The organism is Pseudomonas sp. Tri1 (genome assembly GCF_017968885.1).
Taxonomy (GTDB): Bacteria; Pseudomonadota; Gammaproteobacteria; order Pseudomonadales; family Pseudomonadaceae; genus Aquipseudomonas.
Genome location: NZ_CP072913.1, coordinates 4154100 through 4170464, shown reverse-complemented (window position 1 = coordinate 4170464; position 16365 = coordinate 4154100). Strand labels below are relative to the sequence as shown.

12 protein-coding genes are annotated in these 16365 nt (G+C 61.2%); 6 read left to right on the top strand and 6 right to left on the bottom strand.

Features of this window, described 5'->3' with window-relative positions:
• Positions 1–43 precede the first annotated feature (43 nt).
• A complete protein-coding gene (locus J9870_RS17710; RefSeq protein WP_210639279.1) occupies positions 44–577 on the top strand; it encodes a DUF4946 domain-containing protein in 534 nt (177 codons plus the stop codon).
• 90 nt (positions 578–667) lie between these two features.
• Here the strand turns inward: J9870_RS17710 and J9870_RS17705 are convergent, their stop codons facing one another.
• The 3 genes from J9870_RS17705 to J9870_RS17695 all read right to left on the bottom strand — a co-directional run bounded on the left by J9870_RS17705 (position 668) and on the right by J9870_RS17695 (position 3780).
• The gene (locus J9870_RS17705; protein ID WP_210639278.1) at positions 668–1033 is read right to left on the bottom strand and encodes a histone-like nucleoid-structuring protein, MvaT/MvaU family; all 366 of its coding nucleotides are present in this window, start codon (positions 1031–1033) and stop codon (positions 668–670) included.
• A gap of 205 nt (positions 1034–1238) precedes the next feature.
• Entirely contained in the window at positions 1239–2801 is a 1563-nt protein-coding gene (locus J9870_RS17700; RefSeq protein WP_210639277.1) for an EAL domain-containing protein, read from the bottom strand.
• Between the two features lie 115 nt (positions 2802–2916).
• A complete protein-coding gene (locus J9870_RS17695) occupies positions 2917–3780 on the bottom strand; it encodes a LysR family transcriptional regulator (protein ID WP_210639276.1) in 864 nt (287 codons plus the stop codon).
• A 129-nt stretch (positions 3781–3909) separates the two neighbouring features.
• Between J9870_RS17695 and J9870_RS17690 the strand changes: the two genes are divergently transcribed.
• Complete coding sequence (locus tag J9870_RS17690) at positions 3910–4854, top strand: DMT family transporter (RefSeq protein WP_210639275.1); 945 nt, start codon at positions 3910–3912, stop codon at positions 4852–4854.
• 252 nt (positions 4855–5106) lie between these two features.
• Complete coding sequence (hppD, locus tag J9870_RS17685; protein ID WP_210639274.1) at positions 5107–6183, top strand: 4-hydroxyphenylpyruvate dioxygenase; 1077 nt, start codon at positions 5107–5109, stop codon at positions 6181–6183.
• A gap of 178 nt (positions 6184–6361) precedes the next feature.
• Here hppD and rarD read toward each other — a convergent pair whose 3' ends face one another.
• Together rarD and J9870_RS17675 are read right to left on the bottom strand one after the other, a co-directional pair.
• Positions 6362–7246 (bottom strand): EamA family transporter RarD, encoded by an 885-nt coding sequence (gene rarD, locus J9870_RS17680; RefSeq protein ID WP_210645317.1) that lies wholly within the window; start codon positions 7244–7246, stop codon positions 6362–6364.
• 66 nt (positions 7247–7312) lie between these two features.
• Positions 7313–8326 carry an aldo/keto reductase gene (locus J9870_RS17675; protein ID WP_210639273.1) on the bottom strand — a complete coding sequence of 338 codons (1014 nt, stop codon included), beginning with the start codon at positions 8324–8326 and terminating at the stop codon, positions 7313–7315.
• 395 nt (positions 8327–8721) lie between these two features.
• On the opposite strand from J9870_RS17675, the gene J9870_RS17670 reads away from it, so the two are divergent.
• The 3 genes from J9870_RS17670 (at position 8722) to J9870_RS17660 (ending at position 13073) form a co-directional block, all read left to right on the top strand.
• Positions 8722–9858 carry a glycerate kinase gene (locus tag J9870_RS17670; protein ID WP_210639272.1) on the top strand — a complete coding sequence of 379 codons (1137 nt, stop codon included), beginning with the start codon at positions 8722–8724 and terminating at the stop codon, positions 9856–9858.
• A 359-nt stretch (positions 9859–10217) separates the two neighbouring features.
• Complete coding sequence (locus tag J9870_RS17665; RefSeq protein ID WP_210639271.1) at positions 10218–11843, top strand: methyl-accepting chemotaxis protein; 1626 nt, start codon at positions 10218–10220, stop codon at positions 11841–11843.
• 42 nt (positions 11844–11885) lie between these two features.
• Positions 11886–13073 (top strand): aminotransferase class I/II-fold pyridoxal phosphate-dependent enzyme, encoded by a 1188-nt coding sequence (locus tag J9870_RS17660; RefSeq protein ID WP_210639270.1) that lies wholly within the window; start codon positions 11886–11888, stop codon positions 13071–13073.
• 187 nt (positions 13074–13260) lie between these two features.
• Here J9870_RS17660 and J9870_RS17655 read toward each other — a convergent pair whose 3' ends face one another.
• Positions 13261–16359, bottom strand: a complete 3099-nt coding sequence (locus J9870_RS17655) for an efflux RND transporter permease subunit (protein WP_210639269.1) — start codon at positions 16357–16359, stop codon at positions 13261–13263.
• Positions 16360–16365 lie beyond the last annotated feature (6 nt).

The following is a 16365-nucleotide window of genomic DNA, read 5'->3' as shown; positions in this document are numbered from 1 at the left end:
CGGTGGGCTTCAGACTTTATGCTTCGTCCTTGAGTGCACCGCAATGATTCGACCGTTTCTTTCGCTGTTTGTCCTGCTGTTTGCCGCCATCGCGAGTGTCGGTGTCCAGGCGGTCGAACCGCAGGTCCTGTGGCCACAGGGCTGGGTCATCGAGCCGCTGCCCGCTGATGCACCCGCCCCGGCGGCGCCGGGAACCACCCGGCAACGGGCGACCAAGAGCGACGCCGCAGGCAATGCGGTGATGGTCATGGAATTGACCACGACGTCCGTCGAGCCTGATCATCAAGTCAACTTGCAAGGCGTATTACTGGAAATGCGTAAGTCGATCCAGAAGGACTTTTTCCAGGGAGGTTATCAAAGTGTGTGTAATAAGATCCATTCTTCAATGTTGGGCGGGGTCAGCGCTTTGGAGACGACTTGCACGATCACGCAGAATGGCAGGCATGTGTTGTCCCAGACACTCGTCGCGGCACTAAATGAGGGCAGGGCTTATGTGCTGTCCTATGCGGGACAGGCTCAAGTATTTGTTGAAAGCCAGGATGAAATACAATCGGTACGAAATAGCCTGAAACTATAGGGTAGCAGCGCAATACGTCTGTGGTGGGATCCAGAAGTTGAACCCATAAAAAGCCCTGAGTGTACTCAGGGCTTTTTCATCCGGGGAATGTCAACCACGCAACCAGGAATCAACGGTGGCTGCACCGTATTGTTCTTTCCAGGCTTTCAGGCCGCGGTGGTTGCCGCCCTTGGTTTCGATCAACTCACCCGTGTGTGGGTTCTGGTAAACCTTGACCACGCGTGCACGGCGGGTTTTAACAGGCTTGGCCGCTGGCAAGCCAGCCTTGGACGGCTTCGGGTCAAGGATCGCGATGATGTCGCGCAGGCTCTTGCCGTAGGTTTTCATCAGTCCCTGGAGCTTTTCTTCGAATTCGATTTCTTTCTTGAGCCCGGCATCGTTCTTCAGCGATTCCAGTTGCTTGAGCTGCTCTTGAAGGGCCTTTTCAGCTGCACGAAATTCAGCGAGTCTGGACAAAATCGTTACTCCAATCAGAATGTTTGGCTGATACCAACCGCAAACAAAGCTATAAGCCAAGTGCCTTGAAGCGACTCGGTGCTAATGACTCTCCTGTTATCTAGCACAGGTAGAAAAAATTGTAGTAGTTAATTGGAATTGTGTAAATCGTAACTTTTTCGTTATGTAACAACAGCAAACGTTCTTATCTGTTGGCGCGCCCTCGTCAATAGCCTGGCGGCGGGTAATTGCCATTAATGGCGGTCAAGGCGGCAATGAAGTCTTGCCCGCTAACCGGCCGGCCAAATAGATAACCTTGTAAAAAGTTCACCCCATGGGCCGCCAGGTAATCGCTTTGTTCAACGGTTTCGACACCCTCGGCAACAATCTCCAAGTCCAGCTTGCCCGACAGTTCGATGATGCTGTCGAGGATGTGACGCGACAGAGCATCGGCCCCGATCATCGCGACAAAACTCTGGTCGATCTTCAGGAAGTCCACGTTGAACTGACGCAAGTACCCCAGGCTGGAATGACCCGTGCCGAAGTCGTCGATGGCGATCTTGACCCCCAGCGCATGCAACTGCTCGAACAATTGATGGGTAACGGGGGTGGGTTCGATCAGCTCGCGTTCGGTCAGCTCCAGCACCAGTGCAATCGCACCCGGTGGGAAGGCGTCCAGGAACGCGCGGCAATCGTCTACCAGCGCCAAATCCTGGCAGTGACGGGCGGTGATGTTGATGCCGACATGAAACGGCGCCTCCAGCATTGGCGCAAGCGGTGCCAGCAGGTGCATGGTCTGCTGCATCAAGGCGCGGGTCATTGGCACGATCAAGCCACTGTGTTCAGCGAATGGAATGAACAGGTCCGGGCGCACCAGGCCTTCCTTGGGATGGTTCCAGCGCATCAGCACTTCGACGCCGGCCCAGCGCTTGCTGTCGCCATGCACCACCGGTTGCAGATAGGGAACGAACTCTTCCGCCTCCAGGGCCCGTTGCAGTTCACGACTGGGGGAGGAGGTGCGTTTTTGTAGCCAGTGGCCGAGTGCTCCGGCGATGGCACCGAAGAAGATCAGCAGGCTGAACAGCGGTGGATATTCCCGGGCCATATAGCGCCAGACTTCCCCCTCATCAAAGCCGGCTTCAACATTGAAGGGGTAGTGTGTTGAGGCGAGGCCGCTCTGTGCGACCGCCAGTGCGGGCAGTGGGGTTTGTCGGACCTTGCCGTCTTCCGCCAGCCAATTGGGCCCAACTTGTAGCCGCAGTCGAGTCTGGCCGCCAATCAGCTGCAGGGCATTGGCCAGGTAATAACCATCTACGGTCGCCAATACCCCTTGGGGGCCTTCGTTGAGCCGATAGATCAGCAGTGCGGTGTCGGGGGTGACCGGGTTGCCGTTCATGAGCCACAACGTGCCCTGGTAATAATCGTTCGGATCGACTTTTTCTTCGAAGCCGCCAAACAACGAACTGCAATACAGGGTGTTGTCTCGTACCAGATTGGTCGAGCGAACAAAGGGCCGGCGTGTCACTTGTTCGCGCAAGGCCAGCTTGGCCGCTTCGCAAGGCTGGCCGGCCAGGGGCAACAGCTCACGGGCCGACAAGGCGGTGTTGTCGAGCATCGACTCGACCTGCCTGAGCAGCTCTACGGCCGTCTGCCGGGTGTGTTGCTCCAGCGTCCGTTCGGCCTGCATGTACAGGATACCCAGCCCCGACAGTATCGGCAGCAGGCCACAGAACAGGGTGATCAGGTGGCGACGGGGCCGCGTGCGCGAGCGTGTGGCGGTCAGGGGCATCAGCACAACCTGTGGCGAGAAGGGAAAGGCAGCAAGGGGGAAAAGCATTGGGTGCCGACCATGATAGATGGCTTGTCGGTTCCTTGCCCCCCAGGTTCTGTGTTGTACGCAAGGCTCATGACTGCCGCGCCAGTTCTATAAAGGCCAGGGTCGCCGGTGAGGCCTGGCGGCTGTCCAATACCGCGAGGCCAATCTGGCGCGGAACTCGCGGCGACAATGGCCGTGTGACGAAACCCGGGTTATCGCCGCCCGGCAGCGAGCCTTCGGAAACCACACTCACCGCCTCGCCGCGGCTGACGACGTCCAGGGTGCTGAGCAGTTGCGAGCAACGAAAGCGCACGTTCGGTGTGAGCCGGGCGGCATTGAACAGGCGCGACACCAGCTCCGACGATCCGGCCTCGGTGAGCACGAACGGGTCGTTGCACAGGTCCTTGAGGCTCAGGCTGGCCTGGGCGGCGAGGGGATGGTGGGTGGGTAGCAGGGCGACCATCTGATCCTCCATCAGCATGAACGTATCGAAACGATCCTCGGGCAGCACCACGAAGCCGACATCTACCCGTCGTTCATCCAGCCACTGGATGACTTGGCGATCCGGCCCTTCATCGATGTGCACCTCGATCCCTGGATGCAGCGCACGGTAGCGCTGCAGGATGGCGGGCAACAGCTTCATCGACGACGTCGGCCCGAACGAGCCAATACGCAAGGTGCCACGGCGCATGCCACGGGCGTCGGCGGCTTCCTGGCGCAGGGTGTTGGCCAGCCCGAGCATGGCCCGGGCGCGCAGCAACAGTTGCTCGCCAATGTCACTGAGTTCCACCTGGGACTGATGACGCCTGAGCAATTCCACGCCCAGCTCTTGCTCCAGGGATTTGATGGCGTGGGACACCGCTGACTGGCCGATGCCCAAGCGTGTGGCCGCTGCGGTGAAACCACGCAGCTCAGCGACCAGGGAGAAGATTTCGAGCTGGGTGAGGGTCATGAGGGATTACTCATTTTACGATGATCAAGCATGAATCAAATAATGACGCATCTGACTCGAATCAGAAAGCGACACGCAACCTTGTAGCCACAGGTTGTGGGTGTGGTCTCTTGCCTGCTCTGGTGAACCATGAAAACCCTCGAACAAGCCGTCCCAACACCTTCAGACCTGCCGGTCTACCTGAAGCTCGCCATGGTCACCATGATCTGGGGTGGCACCTTTGTGGCTGGCAGGATCCTTGCCGATGCCCTGGCGCCCTTGTTCGCCGCCAGCCTGCGTTTCCTGCTGGCCAGTATCGCGCTGCTAGTGTTTCTCGCTCTGGCTGGAATCCCGTTGGTCAAGCCCAGCCTCAAGCAAGGGCTGCAATTGGCTGCCCTGGGGTTCTTCGGCATCTTCTTCTATAACCTGTGCTTCTTTTACGGCTTGCAGTACATCAATGCGTCGCGAGCCTCGTTGATCGTCGCCTTGAACCCGGCGGTGATCGGGCTGGCGTCCTGGTGGTTGTTCAAGGAGCGGCTGGGCCGCTTGAAAGTGACGGGCATCGTCCTGTGTATTGGCGGGGCAGGGGTGGTGATCGTCAGTCGCGATCCGGCTTTGTTGCAGGGTACGGCACAGGGCTGGGTCGGCGATCTGCTGATTTTTGGCTGCGTGCTGGGCTGGGGCATTTATTCGCTGTTTTCCAGAAGCCTGAATGAAAGCCTTGGCCCCTTGCAGACCGTGACCTGGTCGATTCTGCTCGGTACGTTGATGTTGTGGCTGGCCTGCGCGGCCGGCGGCCAGGTTCGCTTCGAAGTACTCCGGGGGTTGGACATCCGTCAATGGCTGAGCCTGCTGTACCTCGGCGTGCTGGGTTCGGCCCTGGCCTACATCGCCTGGTACGACGGCATTCGTCGGATTGGTGCGACCCGTTCCGGTGTGTTCATCGCCCTCAACCCGCTCACGGCGGTGCTGCTGGGGGCGGTGCTGCTGGACGAACGGCTCACGGCCCTGATGTGTGTGGGCGGGGGTGTGATTCTGGTGGGCATTTTCCTGTGCAACAAACCCCTTGCACGGACGGCGAAAAAGGCGATTTGATACAGAAGGCGGACAAATATGGTTACGCTGTGTAGAATCGAGTTACGCATATAAGAATAAACGTCTTCTGGCAGCAGAAGCCTCGCCCGCAAGAGCCTTGGGTCGACAATGAAGATACTTGGGTTTCAACTGATCTACGGCGATTTCCTCGCCCGCAGCGTTCGCGGTATTTCCTGCGCGCCACCGCTCGTCCTCAGCATCACTGGCAACTAACGTTTTTTGTTAATTGATAAGCATGATGAGGCGCCGAACATGGCAGATCTATACGAAAACCCAATGGGCCTGATGGGCTTTGAATTCATCGAATTCGCATCCCCTACGCCCAACACCCTGGAGCCGATCTTCGAGATCATGGGCTTCACCAAAGTGGCCACCCACCGCTCCAAGGACGTGCACCTGTATCGCCAGGGTGCGATCAACCTGATCCTCAACAACGAACCTCACAGCGTGGCCTCGTACTTTGCGGCCGAACACGGTCCGTCAGTGTGCGGCATGGCGTTCCGCGTCAAGGATTCGCAGCAGGCCTACAAGCGGGCCCTGGAGCTCGGTGCCCAGCCGATCCACATCGAAACTGGCCCGATGGAGCTGAACCTGCCAGCGATCAAAGGCATCGGCGGCGCGCCGCTGTACCTGATCGACCGGTTTGGCGAAGGCAGCTCGATCTATGACATCGACTTCGTGTTTATCGACGGCGTTGACCGCAATCCGGTTGGCGCCGGCCTGAAAATCATCGACCACCTGACCCACAACGTGTATCGCGGGCGCATGGCCTACTGGGCTGGTTTCTACGAGAAGCTGTTCAACTTCCGCGAGATCCGTTATTTCGACATCAAGGGCGAATACACCGGCCTGACCTCCAAGGCCATGACCGCCCCGGATGGCATGATCCGCATCCCGCTGAACGAAGAGTCGTCCAAGGGCGCCGGGCAGATCGAAGAGTTCCTGATGCAGTTCAACGGCGAAGGTATCCAGCACGTGGCATTCCTGACCGATGACCTGATCAAGACCTGGGATAAGCTGAAAAGCATCGGCATGCGCTTCATGACCGCGCCCCCGGACACCTACTACGAAATGCTCGAAGGCCGCCTGCCGAACCACGGCGAGCCAGTGGATGAACTGCGATCGCGGGGCATTCTGCTGGACGGTGCTTCCGAGCAGGGCGACCGGCGCCTGCTGCTGCAGATATTCTCGGAAACCCTGATGGGGCCGGTGTTCTTCGAGTTCATCCAGCGCAAGGGCGACGATGGTTTCGGCGAAGGCAACTTCAAGGCGCTGTTCGAGTCTATCGAGCGTGACCAGGTGCGGCGTGGGGTGCTGGCGACCGAGTAAGGCCTGAACCCATTAAAAAGCCCGCCCGGCAGTGATGTCGGGCGGGCTTTTTATTGCTCGGCGCAAATTAAAATGTGGGAGCGAGCTTGCTCGCGATTGCGATCTGTCAGTCCCATCACTGTTGGATGTGCAACCGCTATCGCGAGCAAGCTCGCGCCCACAGGGGCCGGTGGTGCGCTCAGGCCCGGCGTCGCTGCCGTGTCAGGTGCTTGAACCCTTCGAACACCAGCACCGCCACCGCCATCCAGATGGGGATGTAGGTCAGCCATTCGCTGGCCTGGATGCTTTCGCCCAACAGTAGCGCAACGCCCAGCAGCAACACCGGTTCGACATAACTCAACAGGCCGAACAGGCTGAACGGCAGCAAACGACTGGCGAGTATGTAGGTCACCAGCGCCGAGGCACTGATGACCCCGAGCACCGGAATGAGCAGCAACAGCCTGGGGTATTGATCGAAAACATTGAAGCCTTGCTCACCGCTCTGCACGAACCAGAGCGCCAGTGGCAGCATCAGCGTCATGTCCAGCCAGAGCCCGCCCAGGTTGTCGGTCTTGAGGCGTTTGCGCAGGATGAAGTAGATCGGGTAACCCAGTACCACGAGCAAGGTAGCCCAGGAAAACCCACCCACTTGATACAACTCGTTGAACACGCCAAGGACGGCGAGGAACACGGCGACTTTCTGCAGGTACGACAGACGTTCGCCGTAGACGATGCGGCCGGTCAGGACCATCGACAGCGGCAGCAGGAAATACCCCAGCGACACGTCCAGGCTGTAGCCGTTGAGCGGCGCCCACATGAACAGCCACAACTGCGCGCCCATCAGCGCCGAAGAGGCGATCGCCGCGACCAACAACCGTGGCGCGGCGATCAGGCGCCGGACCAGTTGCGTGACGAGGTGCCACTCCCGGGCCACCAGCATGAACACCGTCATGCACGGCATCGTCAGCAGCATGCGCCAGCCGAAAATCTCCAGGCCGGTCAACGGTGAGAGCAGCGAGGTGTAGTAGTACATGACGGCGAACAGCGCAGAGGCTGAGACCGATAGAGCGATGCCTTTGGACACGATGATTCTCTTGAGGGCGGTCATCGACACCCTCGCCACAAAGGGTGTTCTGTTGACTCAACGAAGTTATGACGTACGCGGCACTCGCCCCGACACGAAATGCCCCACGTCATTGAACCCCGGCGTCGAGGCATGCCCCGGTGTCACCAGCGAATCGATGAAGGCTTCATCCTCCGCCGTGATCTTCACCGCCTGCGCCTTGGCGTAGGCGTCCCACTGCTCCTCGGTACGCGGCCCGACGATGGCCGAGGTCACCGCGCTGTTATTCAGCACCCAGGCAATGGCGAACTCGACGATGCCCACGCCCCGGCCCTGGGTGTATTGCTGGATCTGCTGGGCAATACGCAGGGACTCGACCCGCCATTCGGTTTCCAGGATGCGTTTGTCCTGGCGACCGGCGCGGCTGTTGGCGTCCGGCGCCACGTCCGGCGCGTACTTGCCGCTGAGCACGCCACGGGCGAGGGGGCTGAAAGGCACCACGCCGAGGCCATAGTTCTGCGCGGCGGTGATCTGCTCGGTTTCCGCCTGGCGGTTGACGATGTTGTACAGCGGTTGGCTGATCACCGGCCGGTCGATGCCCAGGCTGTCGGCAAGCCGGATCACCTCGGCGATGCGCCAGCCCCGGTAGTTCGACAGGCCCCAATAGCGAATCTTGCCCTGGCGAATCAAATCACCAATGGCCGACACCGTGACCTGCAATGGCGTGTTGTGGTCTTCGCGGTGCAGGTAATAGATGTCCAGGTAGTCGGTGCCCAGGCGCGTCAGGCTGGCCTCGATACCGTTGAAAATGTGCTTGCGGCTCAGGCCGCTGCGGTTGGGCACACCGTCCGCTGGGCCGAAGCCGACCTTGGTGGCCAGCACCCATTCCTGGCGGCGACTGGCGATCGCCTCGCCGACGATCTCTTCGGAGCGGCCGTTGGTGTAGACGTCCGCCGTGTCGATGAAGTTGATGCCCTGGTCCCAGGCCTTGTCGATGATTCGCAGCGAATCCTCGGTGCTGGTCTGTTCGCCGAACATCATCGTGCCCAGGGTCAACGTCGAGACTTGCAACCCGGAATGGCCTAGCGTGCGATAGCTCATGACAAGATCCTTTTATCCATGGGGAAAGCCTCAATCAAACCCCAGAACCACCGCAGGGATCAAACACAATTCTCAAACATCCCCAAATCAACTGTGGGAGCGAGCTTGCTCGCGATGGCGTCAGATCAGCCGACATTGATGTCGGCTGATACACCGCTATCGCGAGCAAGCTCGCTCCCACATGGGGTTGTGGTGAACCGAGGATCTGTGTACACCCTAGGCCAGCTGTGGGAGCGAGCGTGCTCGCGATGAGGCCAGCAGCCTTGACCTGAATCTTCCGGTCAAACCAATGTTTGTGAAATTGAACAATAATGCCCGGTGTCTTTTGTGCGGCGGACCGGCGTCATGGCTGCGGTCAGCTGGCAGCATGCTGTGGATCGGAACCGGAGAACAATATGAAAATAATCATCGCCCCCGACTCGTTCAAGGACAGCCTCAGCGCCCAGGGTGTAGCCGATGCCATCGCCCAAGGGCTGGCCCAGGTCTGGCCGGATGCGCAGTTGATCAAGTGCCCGATGGCCGATGGCGGGGAGGGGACGGTGGAATCGGTGTTGGCGGCCTGCAACGGTGAGTGGCGTCGCACCCGGGTCCGCGGCCCCCTGGGCGTCGCCGTCGAGGCGCGCTGGGGGTGGTTGCCCGACAGCCGTACCGCGATCATCGAAATGGCCGAAGCCAGTGGCTTGCAGTTGGTGCCACCCGGGCAACGCGATGCCTGTTCCAGCAGCACCTATGGCACGGGCGAGTTGATTCGCGCCGCCCTGGATGAGGGCGCCGGGCGTGTGATCCTGGCGATCGGCGGCAGCGCCACCAACGATGCCGGTGGCGGTGCGATGCAGGCCCTGGGCGTGGTATTGCTCGATGCCCACGGGCAACCGCTGCCACCCGGTGGCCTGGCGTTGGCGAACCTGGCGCGCATTGACCTGAGCGGTCTGGATCCGCGCCTGGCCCAGGTCAGTTTCGAGATCGCCGCCGATGTCGATAACCCGCTGTGCGGGCCCCATGGCGCATCTGCGGTCTTCGGTCCGCAGAAGGGCGCCTCTGCCCAGCAGGTGCAGGCACTGGACCGGGCCCTGGGGCATTTTGCCGAACACTGTGCCCAGGCGTTGGGCAAGGATGTACGTGACGAGCCGGGCAGCGGCGCCGCCGGTGGCCTGGGCTTCACGGCCAAGGCGTTCCTGGGTGCCCAATTTCGTACCGGCGTGGAAGTCGTCGCCCAATTGACCGGGCTGGCTGCGGCGATCGACGGCGCAGACCTGGTGATTACCGGCGAGGGCCGTTTCGACGCTCAAACTCTGCGTGGCAAAACCCCCTTTGGCGTGGCCCGCATTGCCCGCCAGCGTGGCGTACCGGTGCTGGTCATCGCCGGCACGCTGGGGGATGGCTACCAGGCGCTGTACGAGCACGGCATCGACGCAGCCTTTGCCCTGGCCAGCGGGCCGATGACGCTGCAAGAGGCCTGTGCCGATGCCTCGCGCCTGCTGAGTGAGCGAGCCCAGGACATCGCCCGGCTTTGGCGGGTGGCCGCCCGGTAAAGCGGTCCGGCATTGTACCCGTGGCGAGGGAGCAAGCTCTCATGGAGCAAATCACAACTATGTGATTTTTAAGGCTGAAAATACATATCGATCGTTCCCACGCTCCTGCGTGGGAATGTCGCCAGGGACGCTTCGCGTTCCGCTTCTGGAAGGTGACGCAGAGCGTCACGGGATGCATTCCCACGCAGGAGCGTGGGAACGATCAATCCCCTCGCCACAAAAGCCTCGCGAAATATTTTTACAATTCCCCCTGTAAAAAGCCTAAAGCCCAGCCGATAACGAGTTAGGCGTACCGACAATTATTTCAACCAGTGCGCTTATGGCATGGATGCTCGACTCAATCGTCGCGAGGTCTTCCAATGTCCCTACGTAGCCTGAATATCGCCCCACGAGCCTTTCTCGGCTTCGCCTTCATTGCCTTGCTGGTGGTCGCCCTCGGGGTGTTCGCCGCCAGCCGCATGTCAGTCATCCGCCAGGCTTCGTTGAATATGGAGCAGAACCAAGTGCCCAGCGTCGGCTACTTGGGCAACGTGCTGGAAAGCGTTCTGCGTATGCGCATTCTCTCGTTTCGGATTTTGGTCAACCGCGATCCGGCCAGCCTGAAAGAGGCAGAGACCCGTATCGGTGTGCTGGTGGAAAAACTGCACAAGGCCAATAGCGGTTACGCCGCGCTGCCGGCCACCCCGGAAGAAGCCGAGCAATACAAGGTCTTTTCGGCGACCCTGGAAAAATACCTGCAAGCCCAGCAGGAAATGTTGGAGCTGTCGCGCCAGGATAAGGTCGACCAATTGCGCACCCACATCAATACGCGCATCAAGGAAGGCACCGACCTGATGGGTGAGCAGCTCAACAAGCTCATCGCAATCAACGTGGCGGGCGCCGGCGAAGCATCGGCCAAGGCGGGTGAGAACTACAACAGCGCCATCACCGGCATCATCATCGTCTCGATCATCGCTGCATTGGCCACCATCGTGTTGGCATTGTTGCTGACCCGCAGCATCGTCACACCGCTCAACCGGGCGCTGGAGGCGGCGCGGACGATTGCCGGTGGGAACCTGGTCCAGGTCATTGCCGACGATGGCAAGGATGAGCCTGCCCGGTTGCTCCAGGCCCTGGCCGCCATGCAGGGCAGCCTGCGCCAGACCATCGAGCAGATCGCCGGGTCCGCCACCCAACTGGGGGCGGCGGCCGAAGAGCTGAGCGCAGTCACCCAGGAATCCTCCCGTGGCCTGCGACAGCAGCACAACGAAATCGAACAGGCCGCCACCGCCGTCAACGAAATGACCGCCGCTGTCGAGGAGGTTGCCCGTAACGCAGTGTCTACCTCCGAAGCCTCGAACCAATCGACCCAGGCGGCCCAGGAAGGTCGCTCGCGGGTGGTGGAAACCGTCGAGGCGATCCAGACCATGACCCACGACGTGCAGGCCACCGCCTCGATGATCGAAGGCCTGGCGGTCCAGGGGCGTGACATTGGCAAGGTTCTGGACGTGATTCGCGCCATCGCCGAACAGACCAACCTGCTGGCTCTCAACGCCGCCATCGAAGCCGCCCGTGCCGGGGAGGCCGGACGAGGGTTTGCGGTGGTGGCCGACGAAGTCCGGGCCTTGGCCCATCGCACCGCGCAATCGACCCAGGAAATCGAAAAAATGGTTGCCGGCATCCAGAACGGTACCGGTCAAGCGGTGCAATCGATGCAACAGAGCAACCAGCGCACCCAAAGCACCCTGGAAATGGCCCGGGCCGCCGGCGTGGCCCTGGAGCAGATCACCCAGTCGATCCTCCAGATCAACGAACGCAACCTGGTCATCGCCAGTGCCTCGGAAGAACAGGCCCAGGTCTCCCGCGAGGTGGATCGCAACCTGGTGAACATTCGCGACCTGGCCACCCAGTCGGCCAGCGGCGCGCAACAGACCAGCGACGCGAGCCACGAACTGTCGCGCCTGGCGGTGGGTTTGAATGCGATGGTGGCGCGCTTTGTGATTTGAGATAGGGTTGTGGGCTGGACACCGCGCAATCAGGAGACGTACATGCGCTTTTCAGCTTTGACCCAACGCATCACCGGCGATGGCGCCGCCGCCTGGCAGATTCACGACCGGGCGCTGGCCCTGCGCGAGCAGGGCATGGACGTACTGTTGTTATCGGTGGGCGACCCGGACTTCGACACACCGCGCGCCATCGTGGATGCCGCGGTGACTAGCCTGCGTGCCGGGGAAACCCATTATTCGGATATCCGTGGGCTGTACACGTTGCGCGCCAGCATCGCCCGGCGTCATCGTCGGCGCTGTGGCCAGCCGGTGGGCGCCGAGCATGTCACCGTGCTGCCAGGGGCGCAGTGCGCAGTGTATGCGGTCGCGCAATGCCTGCTCGATCCCGGTGATGAAGTGATTGTCGCCGAGCCGATGTATGTCACCTACGAAGCGGTGTTCGGTGCCTGCGGGGCGAAAGTGGTGCCGGTGGCGGTGCGCCCGGAAAATGGCTTTCGGGTCGAACCGGCGGATGTCGCTCGCCTGATTACCCCGCGTACCCGGGCGATGTTGCTCAACAGCCCCAACAATCCTTCCGGCGCCAGCCTGTCGTTACCCACCTGGCAAGCGCTGGCGCAGTTGTGCATCGAGCATGACCTGTGGCTGATCAGTGACGAGGTCTACAGTGACCTGCTGTACGAAGGCGAACACATCAGCCCCGCCAGCCTGCCGGGCATGGCCGAACGCACCGCGACCCTCAACAGCCTGTCCAAATCCCATGCCATGACCGGTTGGCGCATTGGTTGGGCCATCGGCCCCGAATCTTTGGCCGAGCACCTGGCGAACCTGTCCCTGTGCATGCTGTTCGGATTGCCGGACTTCGTGCAACGGGCCGCCCAGGTAGCGCTGGAGCAGGACTTGCCTGAAGTGGCGCAGATGCACGAGGAGTATCGCCAGCGCCGGGACCTGGTCTGCGCGGCCCTGGAGGCTTGTCCTGGCCTGCGGCCTGTGCGACCTGATGGCGGCATGTTTGTAATGGTCGACGTGCGCCAGACCGGCCTCGATGCCCAGGGCTTTGCCGAACGACTGTTGGACGGTTATGGCGTGTCGGTGCTGGCCGGCGAGGCATTCGGGCCAAGTGCGGCGGGGCATATCCGCATCGGGTTGGTGGTGGACCAGGTGAAACTGGCAGATGCCTGCCAGCGGATTGCCTTGTGCACGGCGGGGTTGTTGCAGGAGCGACGGGCTTGAGAAACGGGCTGAATTCGAAGGCCCCATCGCGAGCAAGCTCGTTCCCACAGTGTTTCGGTGCTGGTCGCAAGGTTCATGTTCAGCACAAATCCCCTGTGGGAGCGAGCTTGCTCGCGAAAGCGGTGTGTCAGCCAACTCAATATTGACTGACCTGACGCCTTAGCGAGCAAGCTCGCCCCCACAGTTTTCAGTGGTGTTTGCCGAATCTGCGCACGAGCTTCATCACCACCACAAAAAACACCGGCACGAACACCACCGCCAAGGTAGCGGTAATCATCCCGCCGATCACACCGGTACCGATGGCTTGTTGGCTCGCCGAGCTGGCTCCGGTGGCGATGGCCAGCGGCACCACGCCGAGGATGAAGGCCAGGGAGGTCATGATGATCGGGCGCAGGCGCAGGCGTGCGGCCGCAAGCGTTGCCTCGATCAGGTCATGGCCCTGGTCATGCAGGCTCTTGGCAAACTCGATGATCAGGATCGCGTTCTTGGCCGACAGGCCGATGATGGTGACCAGCCCGACCTTGAAGAACACATCATTGGGCATGCCGCGCAACGACACTGCCAATACCGCGCCGAGTACCCCCAGTGGCACCACCAGCAGCACCGAAGTGGGGATCGCCCAGCTCTCGTACAACGCCGCCAGGCACAGGAACACCACCAACAACGACAGGCCCAGCAAGATCGGCGCCTGGCTGCCGGACAGGCGCTCCTGCAACGACAGCCCGGTCCATTCCTGTCCCAGCCCCGCTGGCCCCTGGGCCACCAGCCGTTCGATCTCCGCCATGGCCTCGCCGGTGCTGTGGCCTGGCGCCGGTTCACCGGAAATACTGATGGCCGGGTAACCGTTGTAACGGGTCAGTTGTGCCGGCCCCTGGGTCCACTTGGCCTGGACGAAGGCTGACAGCGGGACCATTTTCCCGGCGTCGTTGCGTACATGCATCTTCAACAGATCGGCCACCTGGCTGCGTTGGTCGCCTTCGGCCTGGACCACCACCCGCTGCATGCGTCCCTGGTTGGGGAAATCGTTGATGTAGGCCGAACCCACTGCGGTGGCCAGGACGTTGCCAACATCGGCAAAGGACACGCCCAGGGCATTGGCCTGCTTGCGATCGACCTCCAATTGCACCTGCGGCGCTTCGGCCAGGGCGCTTTCGCGCACGTTCATCAGCACCGGGCTCTTTTCAGCCGCGGCGAGCAACTCGCTGCGGGCCTGCATCAGCGTGGCATGGCCGAGGCCGCCACGATCCTGCAGGCGGAACTCGAAACCGCTGGAAGTCCCCAGGCCATCCACCGGCGGCGGAAGCACGGCGAAGGCCATGGCATCCTTGATCTGGCTGAAGGCTTGGTTGGCGCGGTCGGCAATAGCGCTTGCCGAATCGTCGCTGCCACGCTCCGACCAGTCCTTGAGGGTGGTAAACGCCAGCGCGGCGTTCTGCCCGCTGCCGGAAAAGCTGAAGCCCAGGATCACGGTGCTGTCGCCCACCCCTGGCTCGCCGGCGTTGTGGGCTTCGATCTGCTCGACCACCTGCACCGTGCGGTTCTTGCTCGCGCCAGGCGGCAACTGAATGTCGGTGATGGTGTAGCCCTGGTCTTCCACCGGCAGGAAGGAGGAGGGCAAGCGACTGAACAGCAGGCCCATGCCCACCAGCAGCACGCCGTAGATCAACAGATACCGACCACTGCGCTTGAGCGCATAGGCCACCCAGCCCTGATAGCGATCGCCCAATTGATCGAAGCGTCGATTGAACCAGCCGAAGAAGCCGCTTTTCGTGTGGTGTTCGCCCTGGGCGATGGGCTTTAACAAGGTCGCGCAAAGGGCCGGCGTCAGGGTCAGCGCGAGGAACGCTGAAAACAGGATCGAGGTGGCCATGGACAGCGAGAACTGCCGGTAGATGACGCCCACCGAACCCTGCATGAACGCCATGGGTATAAACACCGCCACCAGCACCAGGGTGATGCCGACGATCGCCCCGCTGATCTGCTGCATCGCCTTGCGCGTCGCTTCCTTGGGCGATAGCCCTTCGCTGGCCATGATTCGCTCGACGTTTTCCACCACCACGATGGCATCGTCCACCAGGATACCGATGGCCAGGACCATGCCGAACATGGTCAGCACGTTGATGGAGAAACCCAGGGCAAGCATGGTCGCGAAGGTACCCATCAGCGCCACCGGTACCACCAGGGTCGGGATCAAGGTGTAGCGGATGTTCTGCAGGAACAGGAACATCACGGCAAACACCAGCAACATTGCCTCGCCAAGGGTATAGATCACTTTGGTGATGGAGACTTTGACGAAGGGCGAAGTGTCGTACGGGATCTTGTACGCCACGCCAGCCGGGAAATAGCGCGCCAGTTCGTCCATCTTCGCCCGCACCAGGGTCGCCGTGCTCACGGCGTTGGCCCCCGGCGACAATTGCACGCTGACAGCGGTGGAAGGCTTGCCATTGAGCCGGGTGGAGAATTGGTATTCCTGACTGCCGATTTCCACGCGTGCCACGTCGCCGATGCGTACGGTCGAGCCGTTGGAGTTGGCCTTGAGCACGATGTCGGCGAACTCTTCGGGGGTCGACAGTTGGCCCTTGACCAGGATGGTCGCGGTGATTTCCTGAGTGGTTCGCGTCGGCAAGTCGCCGATGCTGCCGGCCGAGACCTGGGCGTTCTGCGCCACGATGGCGGCATTGACGTCGGCTGGGGTGAGGTTGAAGCCGATCAGCTTCTGCGGGTCGATCCAGATCCGCATCGCTCGCTCGGCGCCGTATAGCTGGGCCTTGCCGACTCCGTCCAGACGCTTGATCTCGTTCATCACGTTGCGCGCCAGGTAGTCGCTGAGGGCCACATCGTCGAGCTTGCCGTCGCTGGAAGTGAGGGTGATCAGCAGCAGGAAACCGGCCGAGACCTTATCTACCTGCAAACCTTGTTGGGTGACCGCTTGCGGTAAGCGCGACTCCACGGCCTTGAGGCGGTTCTGCACGTCGACCTGGGCCAATTCCGGGTTGGTGCCGGGTTGGAACGTCGCGGTGATGGTCGCGCTGCCCAGGCTGCTCTGGGAACCGAAGTACAGCAGGTTGTCGGCGCCGTTGAGTTCTTCTTCGATCAGGCTGACCACGCTTTCGTCCACGGTCTGCGCCGAAGCGCCCGGGTATACGGCATAGATCTCGATCTGCGGCGGCGCGACATCGGGGTATTGCGCCACTGGCAGTTGTGGCAGGGCCAGCACACCGGCCAACAGGATGAACAACGCGACCACCCAGGCGAACACCGGGCGGTCGATAAAGAACTGCGGCATGGCAAA